The organism is Streptomyces sp. PSU-S4-23 (genome assembly GCF_055632315.1).
Window position 1 is genome coordinate 3,628,453 of the sequence record NZ_JBVMUU010000002.1, and the last position, 25,423, is coordinate 3,653,875.

22 protein-coding genes and 2 pseudogenes are annotated in these 25,423 nt (G+C 71.5%); 11 read left to right on the top strand and 13 right to left on the bottom strand.

What is annotated here, in order from left to right; genetic code table 11:
* Window positions 1-70: 70 nt before the first annotated feature.
* From ACZ79I_RS16615 to ACZ79I_RS16635, 5 genes are all read left to right on the top strand, one after another.
* On the top strand, window positions 71-1,735 hold the full coding sequence (locus tag ACZ79I_RS16615; protein WP_471498202.1) for a penicillin-binding transpeptidase domain-containing protein: 1,665 nt from the start codon (window positions 71-73) through the stop codon (window positions 1,733-1,735).
* A gap of 95 nt (window positions 1,736-1,830) precedes the next feature.
* Window positions 1,831-2,337, top strand: coding sequence for a YbaK/EbsC family protein (locus ACZ79I_RS16620; protein ID WP_471498203.1), 507 nt, complete (start codon window positions 1,831-1,833; stop codon window positions 2,335-2,337).
* A gap of 861 nt (window positions 2,338-3,198) precedes the next feature.
* Complete coding sequence (gene ltrA / locus ACZ79I_RS16625) at window positions 3,199-4,617, top strand: group II intron reverse transcriptase/maturase (RefSeq protein WP_471496648.1); 1,419 nt, start codon at window positions 3,199-3,201, stop codon at window positions 4,615-4,617.
* 283 nt (window positions 4,618-4,900) lie between these two features.
* Window positions 4,901-5,548 carry a hypothetical protein gene (locus tag ACZ79I_RS16630; RefSeq protein WP_471498205.1) on the top strand — a complete coding sequence of 216 codons (648 nt, stop codon included), beginning with the start codon at window positions 4,901-4,903 and terminating at the stop codon, window positions 5,546-5,548.
* Between the two features lie 172 nt (window positions 5,549-5,720).
* Window positions 5,721-6,068, top strand: coding sequence for a hypothetical protein (locus ACZ79I_RS16635; protein WP_471498206.1), 348 nt, complete (start codon window positions 5,721-5,723; stop codon window positions 6,066-6,068).
* A gap of 77 nt (window positions 6,069-6,145) precedes the next feature.
* On the opposite strand, the gene ACZ79I_RS16640 is transcribed toward ACZ79I_RS16635, so the two are convergent.
* Window positions 6,146-6,829, bottom strand: coding sequence for a maleylpyruvate isomerase N-terminal domain-containing protein (locus ACZ79I_RS16640; protein ID WP_471498208.1), 684 nt, complete (start codon window positions 6,827-6,829; stop codon window positions 6,146-6,148).
* Between the two features lie 97 nt (window positions 6,830-6,926).
* Here ACZ79I_RS16640 and ACZ79I_RS16645 point away from each other — a divergent pair.
* Window positions 6,927-7,052: pseudogene (locus ACZ79I_RS16645) on the top strand (EamA family transporter); the annotation flags it as partial.
* Between the two features lie 158 nt (window positions 7,053-7,210).
* Here the strand turns inward: ACZ79I_RS16645 and ACZ79I_RS16650 are convergent.
* Window positions 7,211-8,069 (bottom strand): annotated as a pseudogene (locus tag ACZ79I_RS16650) (RNA-guided endonuclease InsQ/TnpB family protein); the annotation flags it as partial.
* 96 nt (window positions 8,070-8,165) lie between these two features.
* On the opposite strand from ACZ79I_RS16650, the gene ACZ79I_RS16655 reads away from it, so the two are divergent.
* On the top strand, window positions 8,166-9,053 hold the full coding sequence (locus ACZ79I_RS16655; RefSeq protein WP_471498209.1) for an NAD(P)-dependent oxidoreductase: 888 nt from the start codon (window positions 8,166-8,168) through the stop codon (window positions 9,051-9,053).
* A 71-nt stretch (window positions 9,054-9,124) separates the two neighbouring features.
* Entirely contained in the window at window positions 9,125-9,400 is a 276-nt protein-coding gene (locus tag ACZ79I_RS16660; protein WP_381089673.1) for a DUF1876 domain-containing protein, read from the top strand.
* Between the two features lie 84 nt (window positions 9,401-9,484).
* Here the strand turns inward: ACZ79I_RS16660 and ACZ79I_RS16665 are convergent, their stop codons facing one another.
* The 4 genes from ACZ79I_RS16665 to ACZ79I_RS16680 form a co-directional block, all read right to left on the bottom strand.
* Complete coding sequence (locus tag ACZ79I_RS16665; RefSeq protein ID WP_471498211.1) at window positions 9,485-10,642, bottom strand: serine hydrolase domain-containing protein; 1,158 nt, start codon at window positions 10,640-10,642, stop codon at window positions 9,485-9,487.
* A 71-nt stretch (window positions 10,643-10,713) separates the two neighbouring features.
* The gene (locus ACZ79I_RS16670; protein WP_471498212.1) at window positions 10,714-11,499 is read right to left on the bottom strand and encodes an energy-coupling factor ABC transporter ATP-binding protein; all 786 of its coding nucleotides are present in this window, start codon (window positions 11,497-11,499) and stop codon (window positions 10,714-10,716) included.
* Window positions 11,487-12,284: a cobalt ECF transporter T component CbiQ gene (cbiQ, locus tag ACZ79I_RS16675; RefSeq protein WP_471498213.1), complete on the bottom strand. Its 798-nt coding sequence runs from the start codon at window positions 12,282-12,284 to the stop codon at window positions 11,487-11,489. Before cbiQ ends, ACZ79I_RS16670 begins: the two co-directional genes overlap by 13 nt.
* A 1-nt stretch (window position 12,285) precedes the next feature.
* Window positions 12,286-13,341 carry an energy-coupling factor ABC transporter permease gene (locus ACZ79I_RS16680; protein WP_471498215.1) on the bottom strand — a complete coding sequence of 352 codons (1,056 nt, stop codon included), beginning with the start codon at window positions 13,339-13,341 and terminating at the stop codon, window positions 12,286-12,288.
* A gap of 162 nt (window positions 13,342-13,503) precedes the next feature.
* On the opposite strand from ACZ79I_RS16680, the gene ACZ79I_RS16685 reads away from it, so the two are divergent.
* Window positions 13,504-13,866: an SsgA family sporulation/cell division regulator gene (locus ACZ79I_RS16685; RefSeq protein WP_471498216.1), complete on the top strand. Its 363-nt coding sequence runs from the start codon at window positions 13,504-13,506 to the stop codon at window positions 13,864-13,866.
* A 31-nt stretch (window positions 13,867-13,897) separates the two neighbouring features.
* Complete coding sequence (locus ACZ79I_RS16690) at window positions 13,898-14,200, top strand: YciI family protein (protein ID WP_471498217.1); 303 nt, start codon at window positions 13,898-13,900, stop codon at window positions 14,198-14,200.
* Window positions 14,201-14,241: 41 nt separating this feature from the next.
* Here ACZ79I_RS16690 and ACZ79I_RS16695 read toward each other — a convergent pair whose 3' ends face one another.
* From ACZ79I_RS16695 to ACZ79I_RS16705, 3 genes are all read right to left on the bottom strand, one after another.
* Entirely contained in the window at window positions 14,242-14,715 is a 474-nt protein-coding gene (locus ACZ79I_RS16695; RefSeq protein ID WP_471498219.1) for a DUF6177 family protein, read from the bottom strand.
* Between the two features lie 76 nt (window positions 14,716-14,791).
* Entirely contained in the window at window positions 14,792-17,023 is a 2,232-nt protein-coding gene (locus ACZ79I_RS16700) for an MMPL family transporter (RefSeq protein WP_471498220.1), read from the bottom strand.
* A gap of 115 nt (window positions 17,024-17,138) precedes the next feature.
* Entirely contained in the window at window positions 17,139-17,783 is a 645-nt protein-coding gene (locus tag ACZ79I_RS16705) for a TetR/AcrR family transcriptional regulator (RefSeq protein WP_471498221.1), read from the bottom strand.
* Window positions 17,784-17,986: 203 nt separating this feature from the next.
* Between ACZ79I_RS16705 and ACZ79I_RS16710 the strand changes: the two genes are divergently transcribed.
* Window positions 17,987-21,412 carry a S41 family peptidase gene (locus ACZ79I_RS16710; RefSeq protein WP_471498222.1) on the top strand — a complete coding sequence of 1,142 codons (3,426 nt, stop codon included), beginning with the start codon at window positions 17,987-17,989 and terminating at the stop codon, window positions 21,410-21,412.
* Window positions 21,413-21,484: 72 nt separating this feature from the next.
* Here ACZ79I_RS16710 and ACZ79I_RS16715 read toward each other — a convergent pair whose 3' ends face one another.
* The 4 genes from ACZ79I_RS16715 to ACZ79I_RS16730 form a co-directional block, all read right to left on the bottom strand.
* On the bottom strand, window positions 21,485-21,754 hold the full coding sequence (locus ACZ79I_RS16715; protein ID WP_471498224.1) for a hypothetical protein: 270 nt from the start codon (window positions 21,752-21,754) through the stop codon (window positions 21,485-21,487).
* Between the two features lie 203 nt (window positions 21,755-21,957).
* Window positions 21,958-22,836 carry an SDR family oxidoreductase gene (locus ACZ79I_RS16720; protein ID WP_471498225.1) on the bottom strand — a complete coding sequence of 293 codons (879 nt, stop codon included), beginning with the start codon at window positions 22,834-22,836 and terminating at the stop codon, window positions 21,958-21,960.
* Window positions 22,833-23,759 (bottom strand): alpha/beta fold hydrolase, encoded by a 927-nt coding sequence (locus ACZ79I_RS16725; RefSeq protein WP_471498227.1) that lies wholly within the window; start codon window positions 23,757-23,759, stop codon window positions 22,833-22,835. Before ACZ79I_RS16725 ends, ACZ79I_RS16720 begins: the two co-directional genes overlap by 4 nt.
* Window positions 23,756-25,354: a flavin-containing monooxygenase gene (locus tag ACZ79I_RS16730; RefSeq protein WP_471498228.1), complete on the bottom strand. Its 1,599-nt coding sequence runs from the start codon at window positions 25,352-25,354 to the stop codon at window positions 23,756-23,758. The genes ACZ79I_RS16725 and ACZ79I_RS16730 overlap by 4 nt, the downstream gene beginning before the upstream one ends.
* Between the last annotated feature and the right edge of the window lie 69 nt (window positions 25,355-25,423).

Consider the following 25,423-nt stretch of genomic DNA (forward strand, 5'->3'; position numbering starts at 1 on the left):
CTAGGGTGGTGGTTCTCGTTGAGGAGCGTGGGGCATCGGGGGACCAGGGGACTGCGGAGGATCGTGAGCTGTGGGCAAGAGAAGACGCGTGGCCGAGCGCAAGAAGGGCCGGCCGCTGCTGATCGGCGGGCTGGTCGCCGTCGTCGGTGTGGGCGCGGCGGTCGGCGCGTACAGCCTGCTGGGCGGCGGCGCCGCGGCCGACGACGGCACGGCGACCACGGCCCACCACGTGAAGACGGGCCCGCTGTCCGCGTCCGAGGTCCGCACGACGGCCACCGCGTTCCTCACGGCCTGGCAGCGGGGCGACGTCGCCAGGGCGGCGGCCGCCACGGACGACACGGCCGCCGCCACCCGACTGCTGACGGGCTACGGCAAGGACGCGCACATCACGGGCGTGACGCTGACCCCCGGCACGCCGTCCGGGGCGACGGTCCCGTTCTCCGTGAAGGCCACCGTCTCCTATCAGGGACGGAGCAAGCCGCTGGCCTACGGGTCGAAGCTGACGGTGGTGCGCGGGGCCAAGGACGGTGAGCCGGTGGTGCGCTGGCAGCCGTCGGTGGTGCACCCGGACCTGGCCGAGGGCGACCGCCTGGTGACGGGCGAGGCCGGCACGCCGCCGATCAAGGCCCTCGACCGCCACGGCGGCGAACTCACCGCCGCCAAGTACCCGTCGCTCGGCACGGTGCTGGACGGCCTGCGCGAGAAGTACGGCAAGAAGGCCGGCGGCACGGCGGGCATCGAGCTGCGGATCGTGCGCAAGGCGGCGGCGAAGGGCACCGAGAAGACGCCCGACAAGACGCTGGTGACGCTCAGCGAGGGCAGGCCCGGCACCGTGAGGACCACGCTGAGCGCGGTGCTGCAGGCGAAGGCCGAGCAGGAGGTGGCGGCGAAGGACAAGGCGTCCGTCGTCCTCATGCGCCCCTCGACGGGGGAGATCCTGGCGGTGGCGAACTCGGGCCACGGCTTCAACGTGGCCTTCCAGGGCTCCCTCGCGCCGGGTTCGACGATGAAGATCGTGACGTCGACGCTGCTGTTCGAGAAGGGCCTGGCGAAGGCGGACAAGGAGCACCCCTGCCCGAAGTACGTGACGTACGGCGGCTGGAAGTTCCACAACGACAACAAGTTCGAGCTCAAGAACAGCACGTTCAAGACGAGCTTCGCGGTGTCCTGCAACACGGCTTTCATCAGCCAGGCGGAGAAGCTCGGCAACGACGACCTCACCAGGGTCGCCCAGCAGATCTACGGCCTGAGCATGGACAACTGGTCGATCGGAGTCCCGTCCTTCGACGGCTCGGTCCCGGTGCAGAGCGCGGCCCCGATGGCGGCCTCCCTGATCGGCCAGGGCGGCGTCCGCATGAACCCGCTGAACATGGCCTCGGTGGTCTCCACGGCCAAGACGGGCGTCTTCCACCAGCCGTACCTGGTCTCCCCCTCGGTGGACAACCGCACCCTGGCGAGGGCGACCCGCACGATGTCGGCGTCGACGCAGGCCCAGTTGAAGGAGGTCCTGCGGTACACGGCCGCGGCGGGCACGGCGGCCAAGGCGATGTCGGGTCTCGGACCGGACGACGGCGCGAAGACGGGCTCGGCGGAGGTCGACGGCCAGAAGCAGCCCAACGGCTGGTTCACCGCCTGGAAGGGCGATCTGGCCGCCGCGGGCGTGGTGCAGGCGGGCGGCCACGGCGGCGACTCCGCGGGCCCGATCGTGGCGGCGCTGCTGCGGGCGGGAAGCTGACGCGCGCGGCGGCCGGGAGCCCGGCGACGCGCACGGGCGCCGGGGCCCGGTAACCCGGTCGCCCGCGCCGTACACCCACCGCTAGCGTGACGTCCATGACGACGACCGCCGCAGCGGGCTCCGGAGCCCACCCCCGTTTCGCCGAGGCCCTCGAAGAGCTGGGGCTCGGCGAACTCCACGCCCGTATCCGCCGTTTCCCCGACGCCACCCGTACGGCCGCCGAGGCCGCCGCCGCGATCGGCTGCGAACTGAGCCAGATCTGCAAGTCGCTCGTCTTCGCCGCGGACTGTGTTCCGGTGCTGGTGCTGATGGACGGGGCGTCCCGGGTGGACGTGGAGCGCGTACGGGAGGAACTGGGGGCCGGGAAGGTCACCCGGGCGGGCGCCGACGTCGTGCGGGAGACCACCGGGTACGCGATCGGCGGCGTACCGCCCTTCGGGCACCGTACGAAGACCCGTGTGCTCGCCGACCGTTCGCTGCTCGGCCACGACACGGTGTGGGCCGCGGCCGGCACCCCGCACACCGTGTTCCCGATGGACCCGAAGACCCTGATCGCCCACGCGGGCGGCACACTCGTGGACGTGCGCGAGCGGTCCGCGTGACACCGGCCGTCACCGCGGCGGTGCTCTTGGCCGGCTTCACGCTGATCGCGGGGGGAGGGATGCCCATCGGGCTGGCGGCGATCCCGTTCACCGCGCTTCGCGGCCGCGTACGCCCTCGTGCTGTGGGCCCGGACCCGGGCGGAACCGGCCCCCGTGGGGCCCTGCGCCAATCCGCTTGGTCAGCCTTCGGCTGACCCCGGTTCACTGAACCGAGCACGGTCGCGTGCGCCAACCGCGTGCGTACTGCGATGTGATCGTGCGCCACGAGGCGCTGAGTGACCGAGCGGGGATGAGAGGACCCCGCCGCCCGGCTGTCGCAGCAGCGGGGTAGAAGCCGAGGGCAGTCTGATCCGGGAGACGCCGGGGAGGGCGGGAAGCAGCCCTGACAACGACGGGACGCATCGGTACTGCCAGACGGTGCGGGTCCGGCTAGCGAGACGAGAAGGTGTACGAGAGGAACCAGTGTCGACATCCCGTAAGCGCAGTGCCGGCTCCAACCTGGCGGATCCGGGCCGGTGTGCAGTGCGTGACTGCCGAGTAGGTTGGGCGGTCAACTCCGAAGCCGGAGGGTTATGTCGGTGGGGAGGCCACGTTGAAAGCCTGCGGCGTAGGCGTGGCGATGCTGCCGGGACAGTAGCTGGGCATCTCACTCGTCGATCGGCACTCAGTGAACGTGGGAACCATCCGTGATCGCCCTACCGGTCCGGGCTTCCAGTCCGGACCGGGGGCAGGCCCGTCGTCGGCTGACGGTCGCGGGTGGGGCGGAGGCCCCGTAGTAGTCCGAGCGGAGGAAAGCTCCGTGCATGGCCAAGGGGGCCAGCAAGTCAGCGGAGAGGTTGCTGGAATGCCTGGAGGACGTTGGTGAATACCGATGAGCTGGAGCTTTCCCTGATCAGGGCTGAGCGCCGGGTACAGGAGATCCAGACCAAACTGCACCGTTGGGCGACCGACGATTCTGATCGCCGGTTCGATGATCTGCACAACCTTGTCTGCGATCCGGGCTTCCTGCTGGTGGCCTGGGCTCGTGTGCGGGGCAACAAGGGAGCGCGCACGGCCGGGGTGGACGGCGAGACCGCCTACTACGTCGAGTCCGTGAAAGGGGTCGAGGTCTTCCTCGGCCAGCTGCGGGACGAGTTGAAGGACCGCAGTTTCCGCCCGATCCCTGTGCGGGAGCGGATGATCCCCAAGCCGGGAACGACGAAGCGTCGCCGGTTAGGGATTCCCGCCCTGCGCGACCGGGTGGTCCAAGGTGCTCTCAAACTGGTCTTGGAGCCTGTGTTCGAGGCGGATTTCCTCCCGTGTTCCTACGGGTTCCGCCCCAAGCGCCGGGCCCACGACGCCGTGGCCGAGGTGCATTTCTTCGTGTCCCGCTCTTATGAGTGGATCGTGGAGGGGGACATCAAAGCCTGTTTCGACGAAATCTCGCATTCCGCCCTCATGGGCCGAATCCGGGAACGCGTCGGAGACAAGCGCGTCCTGGCCCTGGTGAAGGCGTTCCTCAAGGCGGGCATCCTCACCGAGGACGGCACGCTCGCGGAGACCCGGGCCGGAACCCCGCAGGGTGGGATTCTCTCCCCCGTGATCGCCAACGTCGCGCTGTCGGTACTCGACGAGCACTTCGCCGCGTATCGGCTTAACGGCAACGGGCTGGCCAGGCGGCGCTACCACGGTCTGCCGAACTGCCGACTTGTCCGCTATGCGGACGACTGGGTCCTGGCGGTTTCGGGGACACGGGAGCACGCCGAGGGCCTGTGCGCGGAAGCGGCGGAGGTCTTGTCCACGATGGGCCTGCGCCTGTCGCCGGAGAAGACGCTGATCACCCACATCGACAAGGGCCTCGACTTCCTCGGGTGGCGCATCCAGCGTCACCGCAAGCGGGGCACCGACAAGCACTATGTCTATGTCTACCCGGCCAAGAAGGCGCTGGTCGCCGTCATGGCCAAGATCAAGGCGCTGTGCTGGCAGGACAAGAACCTGCCGCTCGCGGTCCTGCTGCATCAGCTCACTTCGATGCTGCGGGGCTGGACCGCCTACTTCCGCTACGGCTGTTCCAGCAGGACCTTCCAGTATGTGAGGGCTTACCTGTGGCAGCGGGTCTTCGGATGGTTGCGCCGCAAGCACCCGAAGACGACCTGGAAGGAACTCCGCCGCCGCTTCACCAGCGACGGGTGGTGGCCCGCCGACGGGGAGGTGGTCTTGTTCAACCCGGGAGGAGTAGGCACGCGACGCTACTACTACCGGGGCACCAAGATCCCCACACCCTGGCCGACCGGTGCGTGACGAAAACGTCCCGTCCAACGGGGCTTGTGGAGAGCCGGATGCCCGGCCAACGGGCACGTCCGGTTCGGAGGGCGGGCCGGGGAAACGGGCTGGTGGGAACACCAGTACCGCGCCCCGGTCCGACCCCTACGTCACCTTCCACTAGCGAACCTCACATCTTGCTCAGGAAACACAGAGGAAGCTGGTAGTCCGCCGCAGTGCGCTGACATGATCTCGTCAGCCGCGAAGAGACAGCTGATCGCACACGCCACCACTCCCCTGACCAAGGAGTCGCGACATGCGCGTGCCCCGAAGAGCTTTGATCGCTCCCACCGTCGCCGTAGCCGTCCTGGCCGGCGCCGGACGCGCCCTGGCGGATGCTCCCGCTCCTGCCGCCGCTGAGAGCATCGCCACTGCTCCACCTGGCCAGCCCGAAGAGTCGGATCTCAATGAGGGTGCCCCTGACACCCCCGCACCCGCACCGTCCGATGCCGCCAACCACACGGGGAACATGCCGGACAGCCGGGGGTGCGAGCAGGGCTGGTACTACTACCCCACGAGCAAGACCAAGGACTACCACAAGGGCGTCGGCGCTGAGCAGGCCAACTACAACGGCACCTCTCGCACCGCCAAGTCCACGTTCACCTCGGAGGTGTCCGGCACCGTCGGGATCGCCTACAGCGGCGAACTCAACGTAAAGGGCAGCGTGGCGGTCATCGAGATCTCGGGCAAGTTCGGCGTGACCGTGTCCGCATCACTCACGGCCAAGATCGGCAACAACATCAGCGTGGACACCCCGCCGCACAAGACCACTTATGCCCGATACGGCGTCTTCCGTTTGAAAAGCTACGGATATAGCCAGTACACATACGTCAACTGCGGCAAGGGCAGCAAGCACAACGTCACCGTCTACACGCCGCATCGTGTCGGCTGGGCCATCTGGGAGAACTGACATGTCTCGCCGGACCCGTGCAGTACTCGGCATCGTGTGTACTGCGGCGCTCTCTGCCGTCGCCGCGTGCACGACGGATTATTCGGACGCCAAGCAGCCTACGCAGCCCGCACGTTCTTCCGCGTCGGGCCCGGCGACGGCCACCGCTGCGCCCAGCAGCACACAGCCCTCCGTGCAGAAGCCCCCGGAACTGGACAACGGCGAAGCCCTCGCCGGCCGCCAGAAGGCGACCACCGGGAACGCCAGCATCGCCTACGGCAAGGGCAGGAAAGGCGACGCCCTCATCGTCGCCGTACGCTGCCAGGGCAAGGGGAAGCTCAAGGTCGCCATGCAGTCGGTTCACGTCTCCTTCCCCCTGGAATGCGTCGCAGACGAGGTCAGCACCACCTACAACCAGGTGGCCGTGACGGGCGTGGACCGCAGTGGCGTCGTGTCCGTCGAGGCACCCTCAGCCGTGCGCTGGTCCATGACCATCGGCCGTGGCGCACCTGCGCAACAGGAATCACCCGGGATCGGCTGAGCGCCTACGCGCACGACGCCGTACGGCACGGGCTCGCGTAGTCGGCGTCCAGTTCCCCGGCTCGGCTCCGGTCGATGTCAGCCGAGCGTGAGCCACTGCAGACCGAGCCGCTCGACCTGAGCGGCTTCCTGGCCCTCCAGTGGCTCCCTCCCGGTGGCTTTGCGTACGAACTTCGCGGTGTCCCAGCCGAGTTCACGCACCATCTCCGCTTGGTCCGGGCCCACCAGCAGCCCCACGATCAGCTCCCCCGCAGCCGGGGTCAGCCAAGGCTCCCTCTCCAGTGCGTCCGAGAGGTCCAGGCCGTGGACGGCGATCTCGACCAGACGCGTCAGCAGGAACTCGGACAGCAGCATCGCGTCCCCGTGGCGAGTGCGCACCACGCGTCCGTACGGCTGGGCCCGGCACAGCCGGTCCACCTCCCGCCACAAGACAGCGAGGTCCTCCACCAGGGCGGCACCGCTCACCGGGGCCGCTGCACGCTGCTCGGCAAGCTCGATACGGGCCGCATTGGTCTGCGGTGCGAAGCGGTCATCCGGCCGGTAGTAGTCCGCCGCGGATGTCCCGGCGTGCGGCGGCGCCGGCGCTGCCAACATCCCCGGAAGCCATCCGAGGGCAACGTGGATGTGCCCCAGCACCTCCCGCACCCGCCAGGGCCCGCATCGCGTCGGACGCTCCCAGTCCCTTTCCGGGAGACCGCGGACACCGCACACGAGCGCATCCACCTCGCCGTCAAGAGCCCGCATCACCTGAGCTTGATCCATCGGATCAGGCTACCGATCAGCCGGCAGCCCCGGCGCTGGTCCCGCAGGACCGAGCCCGAACCACGCCACCCTGCCGGGACCACCGGATCCCGCACCGAGGCCGGCCTCGATCACCGTCGGCGCGGCCATCGGCGCGGTCTTCTCCAAGGAGCGGTTCGGCATGCCGAGGATCGCAGCGGCCGGGCTGCTCGTGGTCGGGATCGGGCTTATGCTGCACGCCGGTTGGCCGTTCGGCCGGCCGGAGGCGGGCCCGGGGCGAGGGGCCTGTCCGCGCCGCCTCCGGGAAAACTCGCGCCCGAGCGAGCATGCTGAGGCACTGCGGCGCGCAGGCGCCGGCGTGCCGCGCGGCGCGACCACCCTTCGTTTGACTTCCTCCCCCGCCTAAAGGCGGGGGATTCCAGCGGTCGCCCGCTGGGGTTCCTGCTTCACCGACGACCGCCCCGTCCGGGAGGACTCCCGTTGAGGTCTTACACCGTCTCCACAGGCAGACGCCGCCAGCCCGGCGGCCAGGATGTTGCGTGCCGCGTTCACGTCACGGTCGTGCACCGTGCCGCACTCACACGTCCACTCGCGGACGTTCAACGGCAGCCTCTCGCGGACCGTGCCGCAGGCCCCGCACAGCTTCGAGCTGGGGAACCAGTGGTCGATCACGACGAATTCGCGCCCGTACCAGGCGCACTTTGTACTCCAGCATCGAGCGGAGTTCCGTCCATGCCACATCCGAGATGGCGCGTGCGAGCTTGCCGTTCTTCAGCAGGTTGCGGACGGTGAGGTCCTCGATCACGACCGTTTGGTACTCACGGACGAGACGAGTCGACAGCTTGTGCAGGAAGTCGCGGCGCCGGTCGGCAATCCGAGCGTGGACCTTGGCGACCCTGCGCCGGGCCTTCTCCCGGTTCGCCGAGCCCTTCGCCTTCCGCGACAGCTCACGCTGGGCACGGGCCAGGCGGGCGCGTTCACGGCGTTCGTGCCGGGGGTTGGTGATCTTCTCCCCGGTGGACAGGGTCACCAGGGAGGTGATCCCGGCATCCAGGCCGACAGCCGCTGTGGTGACGGGGGCCGGGGCAACGCGGTCGTCGCACAGCATGGAGACGAACCAGCGGCCCGCCGCGTCGCGGGACACGGTCACCGTCGTCGGTACCGCCCCTTCCGGCAGCGGACGCGACCAGCGGATGTCCAAAGGCCCCGTCATCTTCGCCAGAGTCAGTTGCCCGTCGCGCCACGTGAAGGCGCTGCGGGCCCTGCCCTGCTCCGCAGGAGCTTCGTTTCTCCCCCGCAAGCGGGAGGTACCCCCACCCCGGCCTGAAGGCCGGGGTATCCACGAAGGAGAGCACAGATGACCGAGAAGCTCACCGTGAGCGTCCTGGGCACCGGGATCATGGGGGCCGCCATGGCCCGCAACCTCGCCCGCGCCGGACACACCGTCCGCGCCTGGAACCGCACCCGCGCCAAGGCCGAGCCACTGGCCGCCGACGGCGTGCACGTCGCCGGCACCCCCGCGCAGGCCGTGCAGGGCGCCGACGTGGTGCTGACCATGCTGCACGACGGCGCCACCGTCCTGGAGGCCATGCGGGAGGCCGCGCCCGCCCTGCGCGCCGGCGCCGACTGGGTGCAGTCGACCACCGCGGGCATCGAGGCCACGGGCGAGCTGGCCGGCTTCGCCCGCGATCACGACCTGGTCTTCTACGACGCCCCCGTGCTCGGTACCCGGCAGCCCGCGGAGGCCGGGCAGCTGACCGTCCTGGCCGCGGGCCCCGCCGAGGACCGGGACACGGTGTCGCTCGTGTTCGACGCCGTGGGCGCCCGCACCGTGTGGACGGGTGAGGACGGCGCGACGGGCAGCGCCAGCCGCCTCAAGCTGGTGGCCAACAGCTGGGTCCTCGCGGCCACCGCCGCGGCCGGCGAGGTGCTGGCCCTGGCCAAGGCGCTCGACGTGGACCCCCAGGCGTTCTTCGACCTCATCGCCGGCGGGCCGCTCGACATGGGGTATCTGCACGCCAAGGCCGACCTCGTCCTGAACGACCGGCTGTCCCCGGCGAGTTTCGCGGTGACGACGGCGGAGAAGGACGCCCGGCTGATCGTCCGGGCCGGGGAGCAGCACGGCGTCCGCCTCGACATGGCCGCCGCGAGCGCCGAACGCCTCGCCCGCGCCGCCGCCCAGGGCCACGGCGACGAGGACATGGCCGCGTCCTACTTCGCCAGCTTCGACGAGGGCGCCCGCTGAGCCGGGCCTGTGCCGTGCGTCGGACGGCCAGGAGGAGCACCCTGGAATCAGCGGTTCCGGAGGTGATCGTCATGATGCACACCGCAGTCGGATGGCATGTGGAGCTCGAGTTCGAGGAGGACGACCTGCACACGCGGGCGGCGGCACTGGTACGGCTTCCCGACGGCAGGGAGGTACGGGCCCGCGGGCACGCCAGCCGCCACTTCTCCGACAGTAATCAGCCGCGTGTCGGGGAGGAGATCGCGGGGGCGCGTGCGCTCAACGATCTCGCGATGCAGCTGCTCACGAAGGCGCACGACGAGATCGACGAGGCGTCGGGCAGGACGTCGCGTCCGCTGACGCACTGAGTGCGTGGCCGGTGGGCCCGTGCGCGGACGACGCGTACGGGCACCGCGTCGTTGCTCCCGCGCGGGCCCACGGGCCTGGCGCGGTTACGCCAGTGACGCGCGCACCGCCCGTACCAGGGCCTGTGCCCGCGGGTCGGCCGTCACGCTCGTGCGGAAGCCGTTGGTGACGTAGCCGAAGGCGATGCCCGAGCCGGGGTCGGCGAAACCGAGGGAGCCGCCGCGGCCCGGGTGGCCGAACGAGCCGGGGCCGAGGAGGGGTGAGGTGCTGCCGTGGAGCATGTAGCCGAGGCCGAAGCGGGTGGTGACCACCAGCACCCGGTCGGGTCCCGCGGACGCCTGCGCGCGGGCCTCCTCCAGCGTCCGCGGGGCGAACAGGCGCACCCCGTCGACCTCGCCGGTCAGCGCCGCGTAGAAGCGCGCGAGGGCGTCGGCCGTCGCGATGCCGTTCGACGCGGGCAGGACCGCCGCGCGGTAGGCGGGGTCGTTCTCGTCGGGCAGCGGGGTGATGGCGGCGAAGGCGCGGCGGGTGAGGCTGCCGGGGTCCGCGTACGCCTCGGCGACCGCGCGCTTGGGCCGGACGCGCAGGGTGCCGTCCTGGGCGGGCGCCGGAAGGGGGCCGACCCGGCCCACCCGGTGGGCCTGCGCCTCGGGCAGGCCCAGCCACAGGTCGAGCCCCAGCGGCCCGGCGATCTCGTCCGCGACCAAGGCGCCGATGGAACGGCCCGTGACCCGCCGCACCAGTTCGCCCGTCAGCCAGCCGTATGTGTGCGCGTGATAGCCGTGGTCCGTGCCGGGCTCCCAGGCGGGTGCCTGCGCGGCGAGCACGCGCGCGGCGTGATCGGGGTCGGCCGCCTCGGCGGGCGTGAGCGGCCGGTCGAGCGCCGGTACGCCGACGCGGTGCGCGAGGACGTGCCGTACCAGCGCGTGCTCCTTGCCGTGCGCCTTGAACTCGGGCCAGTAGTGGCCGACGGGCGCGTCGAGGTCCAGTTCCCCGCGCTCGGCCAGCATCAGCAGGACGGCCGCCGCGACACCCTTGGTCGCCGAGCGCACGATCTGCGCGGTGCCGTGCTCCCAGGGCTGCGCTCCGTCGACGTCGCGCGTGCCGCCCCACAGGTCGACGACCTTGCGGCCGTCGCGGTACACGGCGACCGCCGCGCCGCGCTCCCCCAGTTTCTCGAAGTTCCGTACGAACGCTTCCCTGACCGGCTCGAAGCCCTCGGCCACCACGCCGTGCGCGTCCACGCCCGTGTTCCCTTCACTCGCCTGTGCCCGTGAGCACAACACGCGCGTGGCACCGTCGATTCCTCGGCGTCTCACCCGGCCGCCGCCCGCACGGAACGGGGATCGAAGCCGAACGGCAGCTCCAGCCGGTGTGCGCGCATGAGCTCCTCGTCGGCGAGCAGCTCGGCCGTCCTCCCGTCCGCCGCGATCACCCCCTCGCTGAGGATCAGCGAGCGCGGGCACAGCTCCAGCGCGTACGGCAGGTCGTGTGTGACCATCAGGACCGTGACGTCCAGCGACCGCAGGATGTCGGCGAGTTCGCGCCGCGAGGCGGGGTCGAGGTTCGAGGACGGCTCGTCCAGGACGAGGATCTCCGGCTCCATGGCGAGCACGGTCGCCACGGCCACCCGGCGCCGCTGGCCGAAGGAGAGGTGGTGCGGCGGGCGGTCCTTGAAGTCCGCCATGCCGACCTGTTCGAGGGCCCGGTCGACGCGGGCCTCCAGCTCCGGGCCCCTGAGGCCGGCCGCCGCGGGCCCGAAGGCCACGTCCTCCCGGACCGTGGGCATGAAGAGCTGGTCGTCGGGGTCCTGGAAGACGATGCCGACCCTGCGGCGGATCTCGGCCATGTGCTTCCTGCCCACGGGCAGCCCGGCCACCGTCACGGTGCCGGTGCCGCCGGTCAGGATGCCGTTGAGGTGCAGCACGAGCGTGGTCTTCCCGGCGCCGTTCGGCCCGAGCAGCGCGACCCGCTCGCCGCGCGCGAGGGAGAAGTCGACGCCGAAGAGGGCCTGGTGCCCGTCCGGGTAGGCGAAGGCCAGCCCGGCCACGTCCAGGGACGGGTGCGGCGACGGGGGCGGCGAAGCATTCACAGGGTCCATCCCAGCAGGCAGACGACGAGGGCGGCGAGGGGCAGGGCGAGGGCGTACGACCACTGGGCGCGGGACGCGGTCACCTCGTCGATGACGGGCATGGAACCGGCGTACCCCCGGCTGACCATGGCCAGGTGCACCCGCTCGCCGCGCTCGTACGAGCGGATGAAGAGGGCGCCCGCGGACTTCGCGAGCACGCCCCAGTGGCGGATGCCGCGCGCCTCAAAACCGCGCGACTCGCGGGCGATGCGCATCCGGCGCATCTCGTCGGTGATGAGGTCGCCGTAGCGGATCATGAAGGACGCGATCTGCACGAGGAGCGGCGGAAGCCTCAGCCGCTGGAGCCCGAGGAGCAGTTCGCGCAGTTCGGTGGTGGCGGCGAGGAGGACGGAGGCGGCGACGCCGAGCGTGCCCTTGGCGAGCACGTTCCACGCTCCCCACAGCCCGCCGCTGCTCAGCGACAGCCCGAGGACCTCGACGCGCTCGCCCCCGGCCACGAACGGCATGAGCACGGCGAAGGCGACGAACGGGACCTCGATCAGCAGCCGCCGCAGCAGGAATCCGGCGGGCACCCGGGCGGCACGGGCGACCAGGCCGAGGAGGACGGCGTACAGCGCGAACGCCCACATCGCCTCCCGTGGTGTGGAGACCACGACCACCACGAAGGCGAAGGCGGCGGCGAGCTTGGTGTGCGGCGGCAGGGCGTGCACCGGGGAGTGCGCGTGCCGGTAGAGCCTGTGGGCTCCCCCACGCTCGAATCCGCTCGCGCGGGAGGTACCCCCATCTGCTCCCATCTCAGCCCGCCTGCGAGGGTGCGGCGTCAGCGGTACGGCGGCGGCGCACGGCCCAGAACACCGTGCTGCCGACGACGACGGTGGCCCCGACGCCGATCGCGCCCGCGAGGCCGCCGGAGAGGCGGGCGTCGGCGATGTCCTTGACGCCGTAGCCGGCGAGCGGGGAGCCGGAGGACGTGTGCTTCCGCGCCGTGTGGGCGATGCCCTGGTCGACGGCGACCTTCTCCAGGCCGTCCGGGCTGGCGGAGGCGTAGAAGCTGACGAAGCCGGCGAGGACGAGCGAGGTGACCAGGCCGGTGATCCAGAGCGTGCGGCGGGACCGGCCGGCGGCCACGGGCACGGGCACGGGCACGGGCTCGACGGCGGGCGCGTCGACCAGCTCACCGCCGACGCGCAGCTTGAGCCGCTGTCGCAGGCCCCGGGCGCCGTGCACCAGATCGGGCCGTACGGCGACGACGGCGCCGACGGTGAGGGCGGTGATGGCGGCCTCACCGATGCCGATGAGGACGTGGACGCCGATCATCGCGGTGGCGACCTTGCCGATGGGCACGTCGGTGGTGCCGCCGACCGCGTAGATCAGGGTGAAGGTGACGGCGGCGGCCGGGACGGAGACCAGGGCGGCGAGGAAGGAGGCGGCGGTAATGGACCGGCGGCCACGGGGAAGGAGCCTGACCAGCACACGGAAGACGGTGTAGGAGACGACGGTCGTCACGATCGCCATGTCGGTGATGTTGACGCCGAGGGCGGTGAGGCCGCCGTCGGCGAACAGGATGCCCTGCATGAGAAGCACGACCGAGACGCACAGGACCCCGGTCCAGGGTCCGACGAGTATGGCGGCCAGCGCGCCGCCGAGCAGATGTCCGCTGGTCCCGGCGGCGACCGGGAAGTTCAGCATCTGCACGGCGAAGATGAACGCGGCCACCAGGCCGGCGAGGGGGGCGGTGCGCTCGTCGAGTTCGCGCCGGGCGCCCCTGAGGCTTACGGCGAGGGCACCCGCGGCGACGAGTCCGGTCGCGGCGGAGGTGGGGGCGTCGATGAATCCGTCGGGCACATGCACCGGTCGAGGATACCCCGCTATTGCGAACGTATTGCAAGAGCCAGCAGGTCGTGAGAACGACCCGGTCCATATCAGGAGCGTTTTTTATCCGCATATGCGACATTTGAGAGGTAGCGGAGTCATAGCTTCTGCTTTGGTGACGCAACGTGAGGAGTCGAACCGATGTCTGTAGTGGAACAGTACGCGCGCGCCCACGTCATCACCGACTCCCCGGAATCGCTCGACCCCGTCCCCGCCCTGCTCCGCTATGACCCCGACACGGACCCCCGCTCGGTCCACGTGGGGCTGCCGGGCCCCCACGAGTGGACGTTCTCCCGGGAGCTCCTGGAGAAGGGCCTGCGCGCGCCGACGCGCAGGGGCGACGTGCACATCTGGCCGTGCGGCCGGGTCCAGGCGGTGATGGAGTTCCACACGGCGGCGGGCGTCGAGGTCGTCCAGTTCGAGTCGAAGGCCCTGATCCGCTTCCTGCAGCGGACGTATCTGGCGGGGGCGGGGGCGATGGCGCGGAAGGTGTCCCAGAGGTGAGCGCAGGTGAGCGCTGACTAGGCTGAACGGCATGTTCATCCTCGAACTCACCTACGTCGCCCCGGCCGAGCGCGTGGACGAGGTCCTTGCGGACCACGTCGCCTGGCTGGAGCGGCAGTACGAAGCCGGAGTCTTCCTCGCCTCGGGCCGCAAGGTGCCGCGCGACGGCGGAGTGATCGTCGCGGTCGGCGAGAGCCGTGCGGCCATGGAGACCCTCGTCGCGACCGACCCGTTCGTCGTCGAGAAGGTGGCCGACTACCGGATCATCGAGTTCCTCGCCACGAAGACGGCCCCGCCGCTGGCCCCTTACCGCCAGCAGCTTGCGCCGTCCTGACGGTCCTGACGGGCCCGGGCCCGGCCCAGAACGTCCCTGGCTCAGGCCCTGGAGTTCTCAAGGTGGTCCCTGAGGGCCGTCAGACGCCGCCAGGAGCCGGCAGGGTCGGTGCCGTCGCCGAGGAGGTAGTGCGCGGCCGGGCCAAGGCGCATGAGGGGCACGTGGGGTGCGGACTCGGCACGAGCATCGGCACCGAGGGTGTAGGAGACCGGCACCGGTGGCGCTTCGCGCTGCGCCGGGGTGGTCAGGTCGGCGCGGGCGGGGCGCACCTGGACGAGCATCGAGACGAGGCCGTGACGGCTGGCGAGGGTCTCGGCCAGCCCGGGAAGGGCATGCAGGGGCGGGGCCTGGTCGGGGCCGTATCCGGCGGCCAGGGTGATGTGTTCCTCGACACCGGCCGGGGTGCGGACGACCCGGCAGGTCGCGATCGCCGCTGGTTCGACCGCGCCATCACCGCCGCCTCCGCGGCCGAGGTGTTCGCGCCGGACGACGAACCCGGCGGCGACGGGAAGCACTGACCCCCCGTCACGGCACACGCCGACAGGGCGCCCCACCACCGTGGGGCGCCCTGTCGGCGTCAGGCGCTCTCCCTCACACCCGTACCAACTCCCGGTCCTGGTCCTCGTCCTCGTCCGGGTCCCTGCACCCGGCGTCGGCGGGCGTCCGCAGGCCCTCGCCCTCCACGTCCACGTTCGGCAGGGCGCGGTCCAGCCACCTCGGCAGCCACCAGGCCCTGCGGCCCAGCAGTGCCAGCACCGCCGGGACGAGTGCCATCCGTACGACGAACGCGTCGAAGAAGACCGCGATCGCGAGGCCGAAGCCGATCATCTTGATCATCGACTCGCTGGAGCCGATGAAGCCGGAGAACACGGCGATCATGATGACCGCGGCCGCGGTGACGACCCGCGCGCCGTGCTTGAAGCCGGTCACGACCGCCTGGCCGGGGTTCTCCCCGTGCACGTACGCCTCACGCATACGGGTCACGAGGAAGACCTCGTAGTCCATCGCCAGACCGAACACCACGCCCACCATGAAGATCGGCATCATCGACATGATCGGGCCGGTCTCCTCGACACCCACGAGGCCGGAGAGCCAGCCCCACTGGAACACCGCGACCACCGCGCCCAGCGCCGCCGTCACCGAGAGCAGGAAGCCTAGCGCCGCCTTCAGCGGGACCAGGATCGAGCGGAAGACCACGATCAGGAGGAGGAAGGCGAGGCCCACCACCAGCGCGAGGTAGGGGATCAGCGCGTCGTTCAGCTTCTGCGAGACGTCGATGTTCATCGCCGTCGTGCCCGTGACGAGCAGCTTCGCGTCGGTGTCCGCCGTGATGCCGGCGCCCTTGGCGCGGATGCCGTGCACCAGGTCCTCGGTGGTGGCCGAGGACGGCTTGGAGTCGGGGATCACCGTGATCATCGCGGTGTCGCCGGACTTGTTGTACGTCGCGGGCGTCACCGTGGCGACGTTCCCGAGGTGCTTGATGTCGTTCGTCACCGTCGTGACCGCCGCCTTCGGGTCGTCGCTCGCCTTCGCGTCGACGACGACCAGCAGCGGACCGTTGAAGCCGGGGCCGAAGCCCTCGGAGAGGAGGTCGTAGGCCCGGCGCTGGGTCGTGGACACCGGCTGGGAACCGTCGTCCGGCAGGCCCAGCTCCAGCGACGAGGCCGGAACCGCCGCCGCGCCCAGGCCGATGACGCCGAGGAGCAGGACGGCCAGGGGGCGGCGGACGACGAAGCTCGCCCAGCGGGCGCCCGCGTTCGGCCTGTTCCGCGCGGCGGCGGTCCGGCGGCCGCCCAGCAGCCTGTTCTTCTCGCCCGCCGGCTTGACCCTGTGGCCCGCGTAGCCCAGCAGCGCCGGGATCATCGTCAGCGCGATCAGCACCGCGATGGCGACCGTGCCCGCCGCGGCGAGGCCCATCTTCGTCAGCATGGGGATGTTCACCACGGCCAGGCCCGCCAGCGCGATCACGACGGTCAGGCCCGCGAACACCACCGCCGAGCCCGCCGTGCCGACCGCCCGGCCCGCGGCCTCCTCGCGGTCGCGGCCCTCGGCCAGCTCGGCGCGGTAGCGGGAGACGATGAACAGGGCGTAGTCGATGCCCACCGCCAGGCCGATCATCATCGCCAGGGTGGAGGTGGTCGAGCCCAGGTCCAGGACGTCGGCCAGCGCGGTGATCGTGGACACGCCGATACCGACGCCGATCAGGGCCGTGAGCAGGGGCAGCCCGGCCGCGATCAGCAGACCGAAGGTGATGACGAGGACGACCGCGGCGACCGCGATGCCGATGACCTCGGTGGCACCCGGCTTCGGCACGGCCACCAGCGCGTCGCCGCCGACCTCGACGGTCAGCCCGCCGTCCCGCGCGTGCTGCGCGGCCGCCTTCAGGGCGTCCTTCGAGGTGTCCTTCAGCTCCATGCCGGACACCTCGTACTTCACCTGCGCGTAGGCGATCGTGCCGTCCCTGCTGACGGCGTGGGCGGTGAACGGATCCGCGACGGAGGCGACTTCGGAGCCGTCGCGCAGTTCCCGGACGGTCTTCTCGACGACCGCCTTGTGGTCCGCGGCCGTCACCTTCTGTCCGCTCGGTGCCTTGAAGACGACGCGCGCGGTGGCCCCGTCGGCGCTCATGCCGGGGAAGCGCTGCTCCAGCAGGTCGAAGGCCCGCTGGGCCTCGGTGCCGGGGATGGAGAACGAGGAGGAGCCCGCTGCGGGGGCGCCGGCGGCGCCGACGCCCGCGAGGGTGAGCAGCGCCACCCAGACGAGGGCGACCACGTGCCGTCGCCGGAAGGCGGATCGGCCGAGTCGGTAGAGGAATGTGGCCACGAGGACGTACTCCCGGTCAGGTCGTGAGGTTCTTCAGGGCAGGGGTGATCAGCCCGACGACGTGAGCGGTGACGTCAGGTGGAGGGCTTGCTGGGGGGACGGGCCAGGGGGTGGGTCAGGGGGTGGGCACGCCGAGGGCGGGGAGGACCACGGCGTCGATGTACGACAGCAGGAACGCCTGCGTCGGCGGCTGATCGTCGATCAGCGCGCGGGTGGCGAAGGCTCCGATCAGCATGTGCACCACGAAGTCCAGCGCGGGGTTGTCGGCGCGGACCTCGCCCCGGTCGACGGCGCGCTGCAGCACGCGGCGGAAATCCTTCATCTCCGGTTCCACGAGCAGTTCCCTGAACGCCTGCAGCAGGTCCGGGTTGTGGTGGACCGCCATCGCCAGGCCCCGCATCAACGCGGAGTTCTGCTCCATGACGCAGTCGTCCTCGCGGGTGGCGAGGACACGGAAGTCGCCCCGCAGGGACCCCGTGTCGACGTCGCCGATGCTGCCCGGCGTGCAGTGCCGGATCGCCTTGGCGACCAGTTCGGCCTTGCCGCCCCACTGGCGGTAGAGGGTGGCCTTGCTGGACCGGGTGCGGGCGGCCACGGCGTCCATCGTCAGGGCGTCGTAGCCGACTTCCCGGAGCAGATCGAGGACGGCCTCGTACAGCTCGGCCTCACGCTGGGGCGTGATCCGGCTGCGACGCCCCGCCACGGGCGCCGGCTGCCCGTCCGGAGCGGACGGTGCCGCGTCCTTCAGCACACCGGCCATGCCTCTCGCCTTCCGCTCCGCGCCCGGAGCGGAAGGCTCCGGACGACACGGTTTCGTACGCCACCGACGATACCCCGCCGTCAATCGAAACGAAACGGTTTCGTACGTGTCCTGGGTCACGGAACACGCTGCGGGGTCGCGGCGCCGATCACCCCATCGGCCTACGAGTTGCCGGGCCCCGCCCGCCGGACAAGCATGGGTGGGTGAGCGACACGAGCGACGTGTACGAGAGCGCCCCCGGCTATCTCCGCTTCCCGCACCTGCACGGCGACCGCCTGTGTTTCGCCGCCGAGGACGACCTGTGGGTGGCACCGCTGGACCGGCCCGGCCGTGCCTGGCGGCTCACCGTGGACCGTACGAAGATCGGCCACCCCCGCTTCTCGCCCGACGGGCGCCGGATCGCATACACGAGCTGGCGCAGCCTCGTCCCGGAGATCCATCTGACGCCGGTGGACGGCGGCCCGGGCCGGCGGCTCACGTACTGGGGCAGCACCGACACGCGGGTGTGCGGCTGGACCCCGGAGGGCGACATCCTCGCCGTCGCCTCGCACGGGGAGCCCTTCTCCTACTACACCTGGGCCTACAAGGTCTCCACCGACGGCGCCCCCGGCGGCAAGCTGCCCTGGGGCCCCGTCTCGGACATCGCGGTGGCCGACGTCGACGGCGAGCACAGGACCCTGCTGCTCACCGGCACCCCGCCGCACGAACCGGCCTCCTGGAAGCGCTACCGCGGCGGCGCCACCGGCCGGTTGTGGCTGCACGGGCAGCGGCTGCTCGCCGGCCTCGACGGCCACCTCGACTCGCCGATGTTCGCCGGGGGGCGGATCGCGTTCCTCTCCGACCACGAGGGCGTCGGGAACCTGTACTCGTGCGCGTACGACGGCTCCGACCTGCGCCGGCACACCGACCACGACGCCTTCTACGCCCGGCACGCCTCCAGCGACGGCACCCGCGTCGTCTACCAGTGCGCGGGCGACCTGTGGATCGTCGACGACCTGTCCCCGGACTCCGTTCCGCGCCGCCTCGACGTACGCCTGGGCGGGCCGCGCGCGGGGCGGCGCGCCTACCAGGTGCCGGCCGCCCAGCACGTCGACGGTGTCTCGGTCGACGAGACCGGGCGGGCCAGCGCGGTGGTCGTCCGCGGCAGCCTGTACTGGCTCACGCACCGCGACGGCCCGGCCCGCACGATCACGGACACCCCGGGCGTACGCGTCCGGCTGCCGGAGATGCTCGGCGTGGGCGGGCAGATCGCGTACGTCACCGACGCGGAGGGCGAGGACGCGATCGAGATCGCTCACCTCCCGCGGGCGTCCGGCGACCTCGCGCCGCGCCGGCTGGCCTCCGGCGCCCTGGGCCGCGTACTGGAGCTGGTGTCGGACCCGCAGGGCGAGCGGCTCGCGATCGCCTCCCACGACGGACGGCTGCTGCTGATCGCCGTGTCCGACGAGGCGGCGGCCACCGAGGCGGCGGCCACCGAGGGGACCGGCAGCGGGGAGACCGGCGGCGAGGAGGGGGCCGGCGGCGGGGAGACCGGCAGCGGGGAGACCGGCGGCGAGGAGGGGGCCGGCGGCGGGGAGGCCGGCGGCCGCGAGGTGGCCCAGGAGCCGGACGGCGAGGTCATCGAGCTGGTCCGCTCGGTCAACGGACCGGTTCGGGACCTGGCGTTCTCCCCGGACGGGGCGTGGCTGACCTGGTCGCACCCCGGGATCGGCCGGTCCCTGCGGCAGATCAGGATGGCGCGCATCAAGGACGGCCTGATCGTGGACGTGACGAACGGCCGCTTCGAGGACGAGAATCCGGTCTTCACCCGGGACGGCCGCTATCTGGCGTTCCTGTCCTGGCGCGGCTTCGACCCGGTGTACGACGTGCACACCGGGGACCTCTCCTTCCCGCTCGGCTGCCGCCCGTACCTGGTGCCCCTGTCGTCCGCGACCCCCTCCCCGTTCGCGCTGAACCCGGAGGGACGGCCCGCGGCCGGCGGCCTCGATCCGCTGGACGAGGAGGACGAGGACACCGGGGTGGTGACCGTGGAGACCGAGGGGCTGGAGAGCCGGGTGACACCGTTCCCGGTCGCCGCGTCGAAGTACTCCGCCCTGTCCCCGGTCGCGGGCGGGGGCCTGGTGTGGCTGCGCTGGCCGATCTCGGGCGCGCTGGGCGAGACGTTCGTGAACCCGGACGACACCTCGGGACGGCCGACCCTGGAGCACTTCACCATCAGCAAGGCGAAGAAGGCCGAACTCGTCGGCCATCTCGACTGGTTCGCGGTGAGCGGGGACGGGACACGGCTGGTGGTCGTCGACGAGGGCGACCTGCGGGCGGTCCCGTCGAGCGAGTCCGGCGACGCCGACACGACCGTCTGGATCGACGCGCGCCGGATCATGCACGAGGTGGATCCGGCCGCCGAGTGGCGGCAGGCGTACGCGGAGGCCGGACGGCTCATCCGGGCGTACTTCTGGGAACCGGAGATGTGCGGGATCGACTGGGACGGGATCCTGCGGCAGTACCGGCCGCTGGTCGAACGGGTCGCCTCGCCCGACGAGTTCGCGGATCTGCTGCGCGAGGTGCTGGGCGAACTGGGCACGTCGCACGCGTACGTGTCTCCCGCCCGGCGCAACGAGGGCCCGCCGCACTACCAGCGCCAGCAGGGCCTGCTGGGCGCCAACTTCGTCCGCCGCGACGGCCGTTGGGTGGTGAGGCGGATCCTGCCGGGCGAGTCGTCGGACTCGAAGGCACGCTCGCCGCTGGCCGGGACGGGCATCCATGAGGGAGCCGTCCTGACCCATGTGGACGGGCGGCCGGTGGACCCGGTGAGGGGACCGTACCCCCTGCTCGCGGGAGCGGGCGGCATGACGGTGGAGCTGACGTTCACACCCGCGGAGGGAGAGGGCGCCGGGCCCCGGCGGGTGGCGGTGATCGCCCTCACCGACGACCGCCCCTTGCGCTACCAGGACTGGGTGGCCAAGCGCCGTGCGGTGGTACGGGAGCGGAGCGGCGGCCGCTGCGGGTATCTGCACATCCCGGACATGGGGGGCTCGGGCTGGGCGCAGTTCAACCGGGACCTCCGCAAGGAGGTCTCGCGGCCGGCGCTGATCGTGGACGTACGCGGCAACGCCGGCGGGCACATCAGCGAACTCGTCATCGAGAAGCTGACCCGCACGATCATGGGCTGGGACCTGACGCGCGACGCCCAGCCGGTGTCGTACACGTCGAACGCGCCGCGCGGCCCGGTGGTGGCGCTCGCCGACGAGGCGACGTCCTCGGACGGCGACATGATCACGGCGGCGTTCAAGGTGCTCGGCCTCGGCCCGGTGGTCGGCCAGCGCACCTGGGGCGGCGTGGTCGGCATGACGGGCCGCCACCGCCTGGGCGACGGCACGGTGATCACGGTCCCGATGAACGCGGCATGGTTCGACGCGTACGGCTGGTCGGTCGAGAACCACGGAGTGGCCCCGGACCTGGAGATCCTGCGGACGCCGCTGGACTGGGCGGAGGGACGGCACAAGCAGCTGGACGACGCCGTCGCACTGGCCTTGGACCTGCTCGAAACCCACCCGGCCTCGGTCCCCCCGGACTACAGCAAGGTCCCGGACAGGACCCGCCCGAAACTCCCCCCGAGACCTGCCCGTTGACGCCGCCGACGCGAAGTGGGGTGCCCCCGTGCGGAGGGCACCCCGTTCCCCGGTCAATGCCGAGCGGTGCGACTAGGCGTCGTAGTCCAGGTTGAAGCGGTCCTCCGCCTCCTCCTGCATCCGGCGCGCCTCCTCGGGGGACGACGGACGGCCGCGCTGCTGCTGGCCCTGCTGGCTCCGCTGGCCAGGCTGGCCCTGCTGGCTCCGCTGGCCAGGCTGGCCCTGCTGGCCCTGCTGGCCCTGCTGGCCCTGCTGGCCGCGCTGCTTCGCCTGTTCCGTCTTCTGCTTGGCCTGCTGCTTCATCTGCCCGGCCTTGTCCTGGAACTGGTCCTTCATGCCCATGTGAGTTCACTCCCGTAGTGGGTGAGGGGATTGGGCCTCGACCAGAGTGACACGAGCGGACAAAGCACGCATGTCGACCGGTTACGGAGCGTACAGACGCCTGGCCGCACCGGGCGATCCACCGACGGGCGCGCGGAGACGGGGCGCGCAAAGACGGGGCGCGCGAGGGACACGGCGTACGGTCCCTCGGCGCGCCCTGGCCGTCACCGCCCGCTGCGCTGCGCCTCGTCGGCCTCCCCGCCCGCGCCGACAAGCCCCGTACGCATTCCTGCGAGCCGCGGCTCGAAGCGCCGCATCTCCCGCTTCCCCACGGTCGCGATGATCCCCGGCAGATACCCGCGCACGCTCTGCATGCCCCGCAGCCACCACTGCGCGTACACATGGCTCGACCGCCGCTCGATCCCGGCCACGATCCGGTCCACCGCCGGCCCCAGCGGATACGTCTTGTTGGACGGCCACGGCAGCCGCTGACGCAGCTCCCGCATCACGTCCTCCCGGTCGGCGCCGCGCACCATGTCCGTGTCGGTCCAGGACAGATACCCGACCCCGACCCGAACGCCCTTGTGCGCGACCTCGGTTCGCAGGCAGTGCGCGTACGCCTCCACACCCGACTTGGACGCGCAGTACGCCGTCATCATGGGCGCGGGCGTGATCGCCGCGAGCGAGGCGATCTGGAGCAGATAGCCGCGGCTCTCGGTCAGCACCGGCAGGAACGCCCGGGCCGTCACCGCCGAACCGACCAGATTGACCTCGATCACCCGCCGCCACGCCTCGGGGTCGGAACCGGCGAACGGACCGCCGGTCGCCACACCCGCGTTGGCGACCACGATGTCGACCTTCCCGAACCGCTCCTTCACCTCCCGCGCGACCCGCGTCATCGTCTCGTGGTCGGTGACGTCGGCGTACCAGTGGGCGCTGTCCCCGTACAACTGGTCCGAGACCTGCTTCAGCTCGTCCGCCTCCAGGCCGACGAGCGCGACCTTCGCGCCGCGCGCCGACAGCTTGCGCGCCAGCAGTTCGCCGACTCCCCGCGCGGCCCCGGTGACGACCGCGACCTGCCCCTCCAGACCGACCCTGCTCATGCGCCCTCCTCGATCCGTGCATCCGCCGCGTACGCGGTGACGAGTTCCCGGATCGTCCCGGTCACCAGCTCCGGCGCCTCCACCGGAGTCATATGGCCGAGCCCCGGCAGCTCGGTGCTGCCCACGCAGTTCGGCAGCGCCGCGACCAGCGTCCGCGCGTGCACCGGCGGCGTGAGCCGGTCCGCGGTGCCGACCACGACATGCGCCGGCACCGTCAACTCCCTGAGGCCCTTTTCGAGATCGAGCCCTTCGAGCACGAGCGACCAGGCGTGGCGCACATCGCGCGGGCAGGCGTGGACCACCCGGGCGCACGCCTCGACCATCTCCGGCGACGAACCGGGGCCCATGGTCGCGTACTTGAGGATGCGTTTCGCGACGGGCGTGACCGGACCGAGCGGGGCGCGCGAGCCCAGGAGGCGCGCAGTGAGCCAGGTGCGGACGCGCCCGGCGCGCAAGGGCACCACGCGCGCCTCGGCGACCAGGCGCGCGCTCCCGGTGCTGCACAACAGGACGGCCGCCGCGTGCACCTGGAAGCGGGGGCGCGCCGCCGCGGCCATCACGGTCATCCCGCCCATGGAGTGCCCGGCGATGACGGCCTTCTGCCCCGGCTCCAGCGTGGCGGCGAGCACCGCCTCCAGATCGTCGGCGAGCGCCTCGGTGCTGCAGGCGGGGCTCGCCGGGCTGCGCCCGTGCCCACGCTGGTCGTAGGCGATCACCCGGTGGTCCGCGGCGAGGTCCCGTATCTGCGCCGCCCAGAAGGCGGTCGAGCAGGTCCAGCCGTGCGCGAGCACGACGGCGGGCGCGCTGTCGGGACCGTGCACCTCGGCGTGCAGCCGGGCGCCGTCCGCGGAGACCACGGTCAGCTCACGGACGGGGACGGGAGGCGCGTACCGCCCGCTCATGACATGGGTCAGCCTGCTCATGCGCGCGTCGCCTCCACGGTCGCGGTCTTCTCGGTGTCTGCGGTGTCCGCCGTGCCTGCGGTCCCTACGGTCTCCGCGGTGTCCGTCCTGGCCCCGTCGGTCCCCGTGGTGCCGGCCGGGGCCCTCAGCACCTCGTACTCCGCCAGGTCCACGCGTCGCGTCGCGCTGCGGAACTCCGTGGTCGTACCGGGCCAGACGGTGGTGTTGCGGCCCGCCGCGTCGAGGTACCAGCTGGTGCAGCCGCCCGTGTTCCACACCGTGCGCTTCATGCGTTCCTGCACCGAGTGGTTCCAGGCGTCGACGGCGGCCGTGCGGGCGTCGAGCGCGGCCCGTCCGCCCAGCACGTCCAGCTGCCGCAGGAAGTCGGCCATGTAGTTGAGCTGGGACTCGATCATCAGGATCATCGAGGAGTTCCCGAGGCCGGTGTTCGGTCCGATGATCGTCATCCAGTTGGGGAAGCCGGCCGCGGAGGCACCCCGCAGGGCCTTCATCCCGTCCTTCCACGCCTCCGCGAGGGTCCTGCCGTCCGCGCCGACGACCCGCTCGGCGATCGGCATGTCGGTGACGTGGAAGCCCGTGCCGAAGACGATCGCGTCGACCTCGGCCTCACTGCCGTCGGCGGCGACCACGGCCGACCCGCGGACCTCGCTCAGCCCGGCGGCGACCACGTCCACATTGGGCTGCGCGAGGGCCGGGTAGTAGGTGTTCGACAGCAGGATCCGCTTGCAGCCGATGCGGTAGTCGGGGGTAAGCGTGGCGCGCAGCGCCGGGTCCTTGATCGCGCGGGCGATGTTGCGCCTGGCCATCCGCTCGACCAGGCCCAGTTCGTCGGGGTGCTTGGTGAACGCCTGGACCTGCAGCTCCCGGATGCCCCACAGCAGTCCGCGGCGCAGCTTGGTGGTGAGCGGCAGCGCGCGGTGCAGCCCCCGTTCGAAGCCGCTGATGGCGCGGTCCACGCGGGGCAGCACCCAGGGCGGGGTGCGCTGGAGGAGGGTGAGGTGCGCGACGTCGGGCTGGATGGACGGCACGATCTGGATGGCCGACGCGCCGGTGCCCACCATGGCCACTCGCTTGCCGCGCAGATCGTAGTCGTGGTCCCAGCGGGCGGAGTGGAAGACCTTGCCGGGGAAGCCGTCGAGGCCGGGGATCTCCGGGATCTTCGGGTCGGACAGCGGCCCGGTGGCGGAGACGACGACATCCGCGGTGAGCCGTCCGCCGCTCGTCTCGATCGCCCAGCGCAGCTTCCGCGCGTCCCACGTCATCAGCTTCACCTCGGAGCCGAAGCGGATGTGGGGACGCAGCCGGAAGACATCGGTCACATGCTCCAGGTAGGCCCGGATGTGCTCCTGCCCGGAGAAGGTGCGCGGCCAGTCGGGGTTGGGCGCGAACGAGAACGAGTAGAGGTGCGAGGGGACGTCGCACGCGCAGCCGGGGTAGCTGTTGTCACGCCATGTGCCGCCGACGCTGTCCGCGCGCTCCAGCACCACGAAGTCGGTGATGCCCTCCCGGCGCAGCCGCACGGCGGCACCGAGCCCGCCGAACCCGGACCCGACCACCGCCACCCGTACATGAGGCACATGCTCGTTCTCGGCCATCCGAAGCCTCCCGGTCCGTACGACATGGGCCCTGACGCTCGGCCAGAAGGACCCGTGTGACCACGCCAG

Bases quoted from the DNA above. Each gene is read 5' to 3' on its own strand.
- ACZ79I_RS16655 (WP_471498209.1), top strand. From the start codon at position 8,166: ATGACCGAGAAGCTCACCGTGAGCGTCCTGGGCACCGGGATCATGGGG.
- cbiQ (WP_471498213.1), bottom strand. From the start codon at position 12,284: ATGGGAGCAGATGGGGGTACCTCCCGCGCGAGCGGATTCGAGCGTGGG.
- ACZ79I_RS16620 (WP_471498203.1), top strand. From the start codon at position 1,831: ATGACGACGACCGCCGCAGCGGGCTCCGGAGCCCACCCCCGTTTCGCC.
- ACZ79I_RS16690 (WP_471498217.1), top strand. From the start codon at position 13,898: ATGTTCATCCTCGAACTCACCTACGTCGCCCCGGCCGAGCGCGTGGAC.
- ACZ79I_RS16705 (WP_471498221.1), bottom strand. From the start codon at position 17,783: ATGGCCGGTGTGCTGAAGGACGCGGCACCGTCCGCTCCGGACGGGCAG.
- ACZ79I_RS16730 (WP_471498228.1), bottom strand. From the start codon at position 25,354: ATGGCCGAGAACGAGCATGTGCCTCATGTACGGGTGGCGGTGGTCGGG.
- ACZ79I_RS16725 (WP_471498227.1), bottom strand. From the start codon at position 23,759: ATGAGCAGGCTGACCCATGTCATGAGCGGGCGGTACGCGCCTCCCGTC.
- ACZ79I_RS16640 (WP_471498208.1), bottom strand. From the start codon at position 6,829: ATGGATCAAGCTCAGGTGATGCGGGCTCTTGACGGCGAGGTGGATGCG.
- ACZ79I_RS16660 (WP_381089673.1), top strand. From the start codon at position 9,125: ATGATGCACACCGCAGTCGGATGGCATGTGGAGCTCGAGTTCGAGGAG.
- ACZ79I_RS16720 (WP_471498225.1), bottom strand. From the start codon at position 22,836: ATGAGCAGGGTCGGTCTGGAGGGGCAGGTCGCGGTCGTCACCGGGGCC.
- ACZ79I_RS16670 (WP_471498212.1), bottom strand. From the start codon at position 11,499: ATGGACCCTGTGAATGCTTCGCCGCCCCCGTCGCCGCACCCGTCCCTG.
- ACZ79I_RS16685 (WP_471498216.1), top strand. From the start codon at position 13,504: ATGTCTGTAGTGGAACAGTACGCGCGCGCCCACGTCATCACCGACTCC.
- ACZ79I_RS16715 (WP_471498224.1), bottom strand. From the start codon at position 21,754: ATGGGCATGAAGGACCAGTTCCAGGACAAGGCCGGGCAGATGAAGCAG.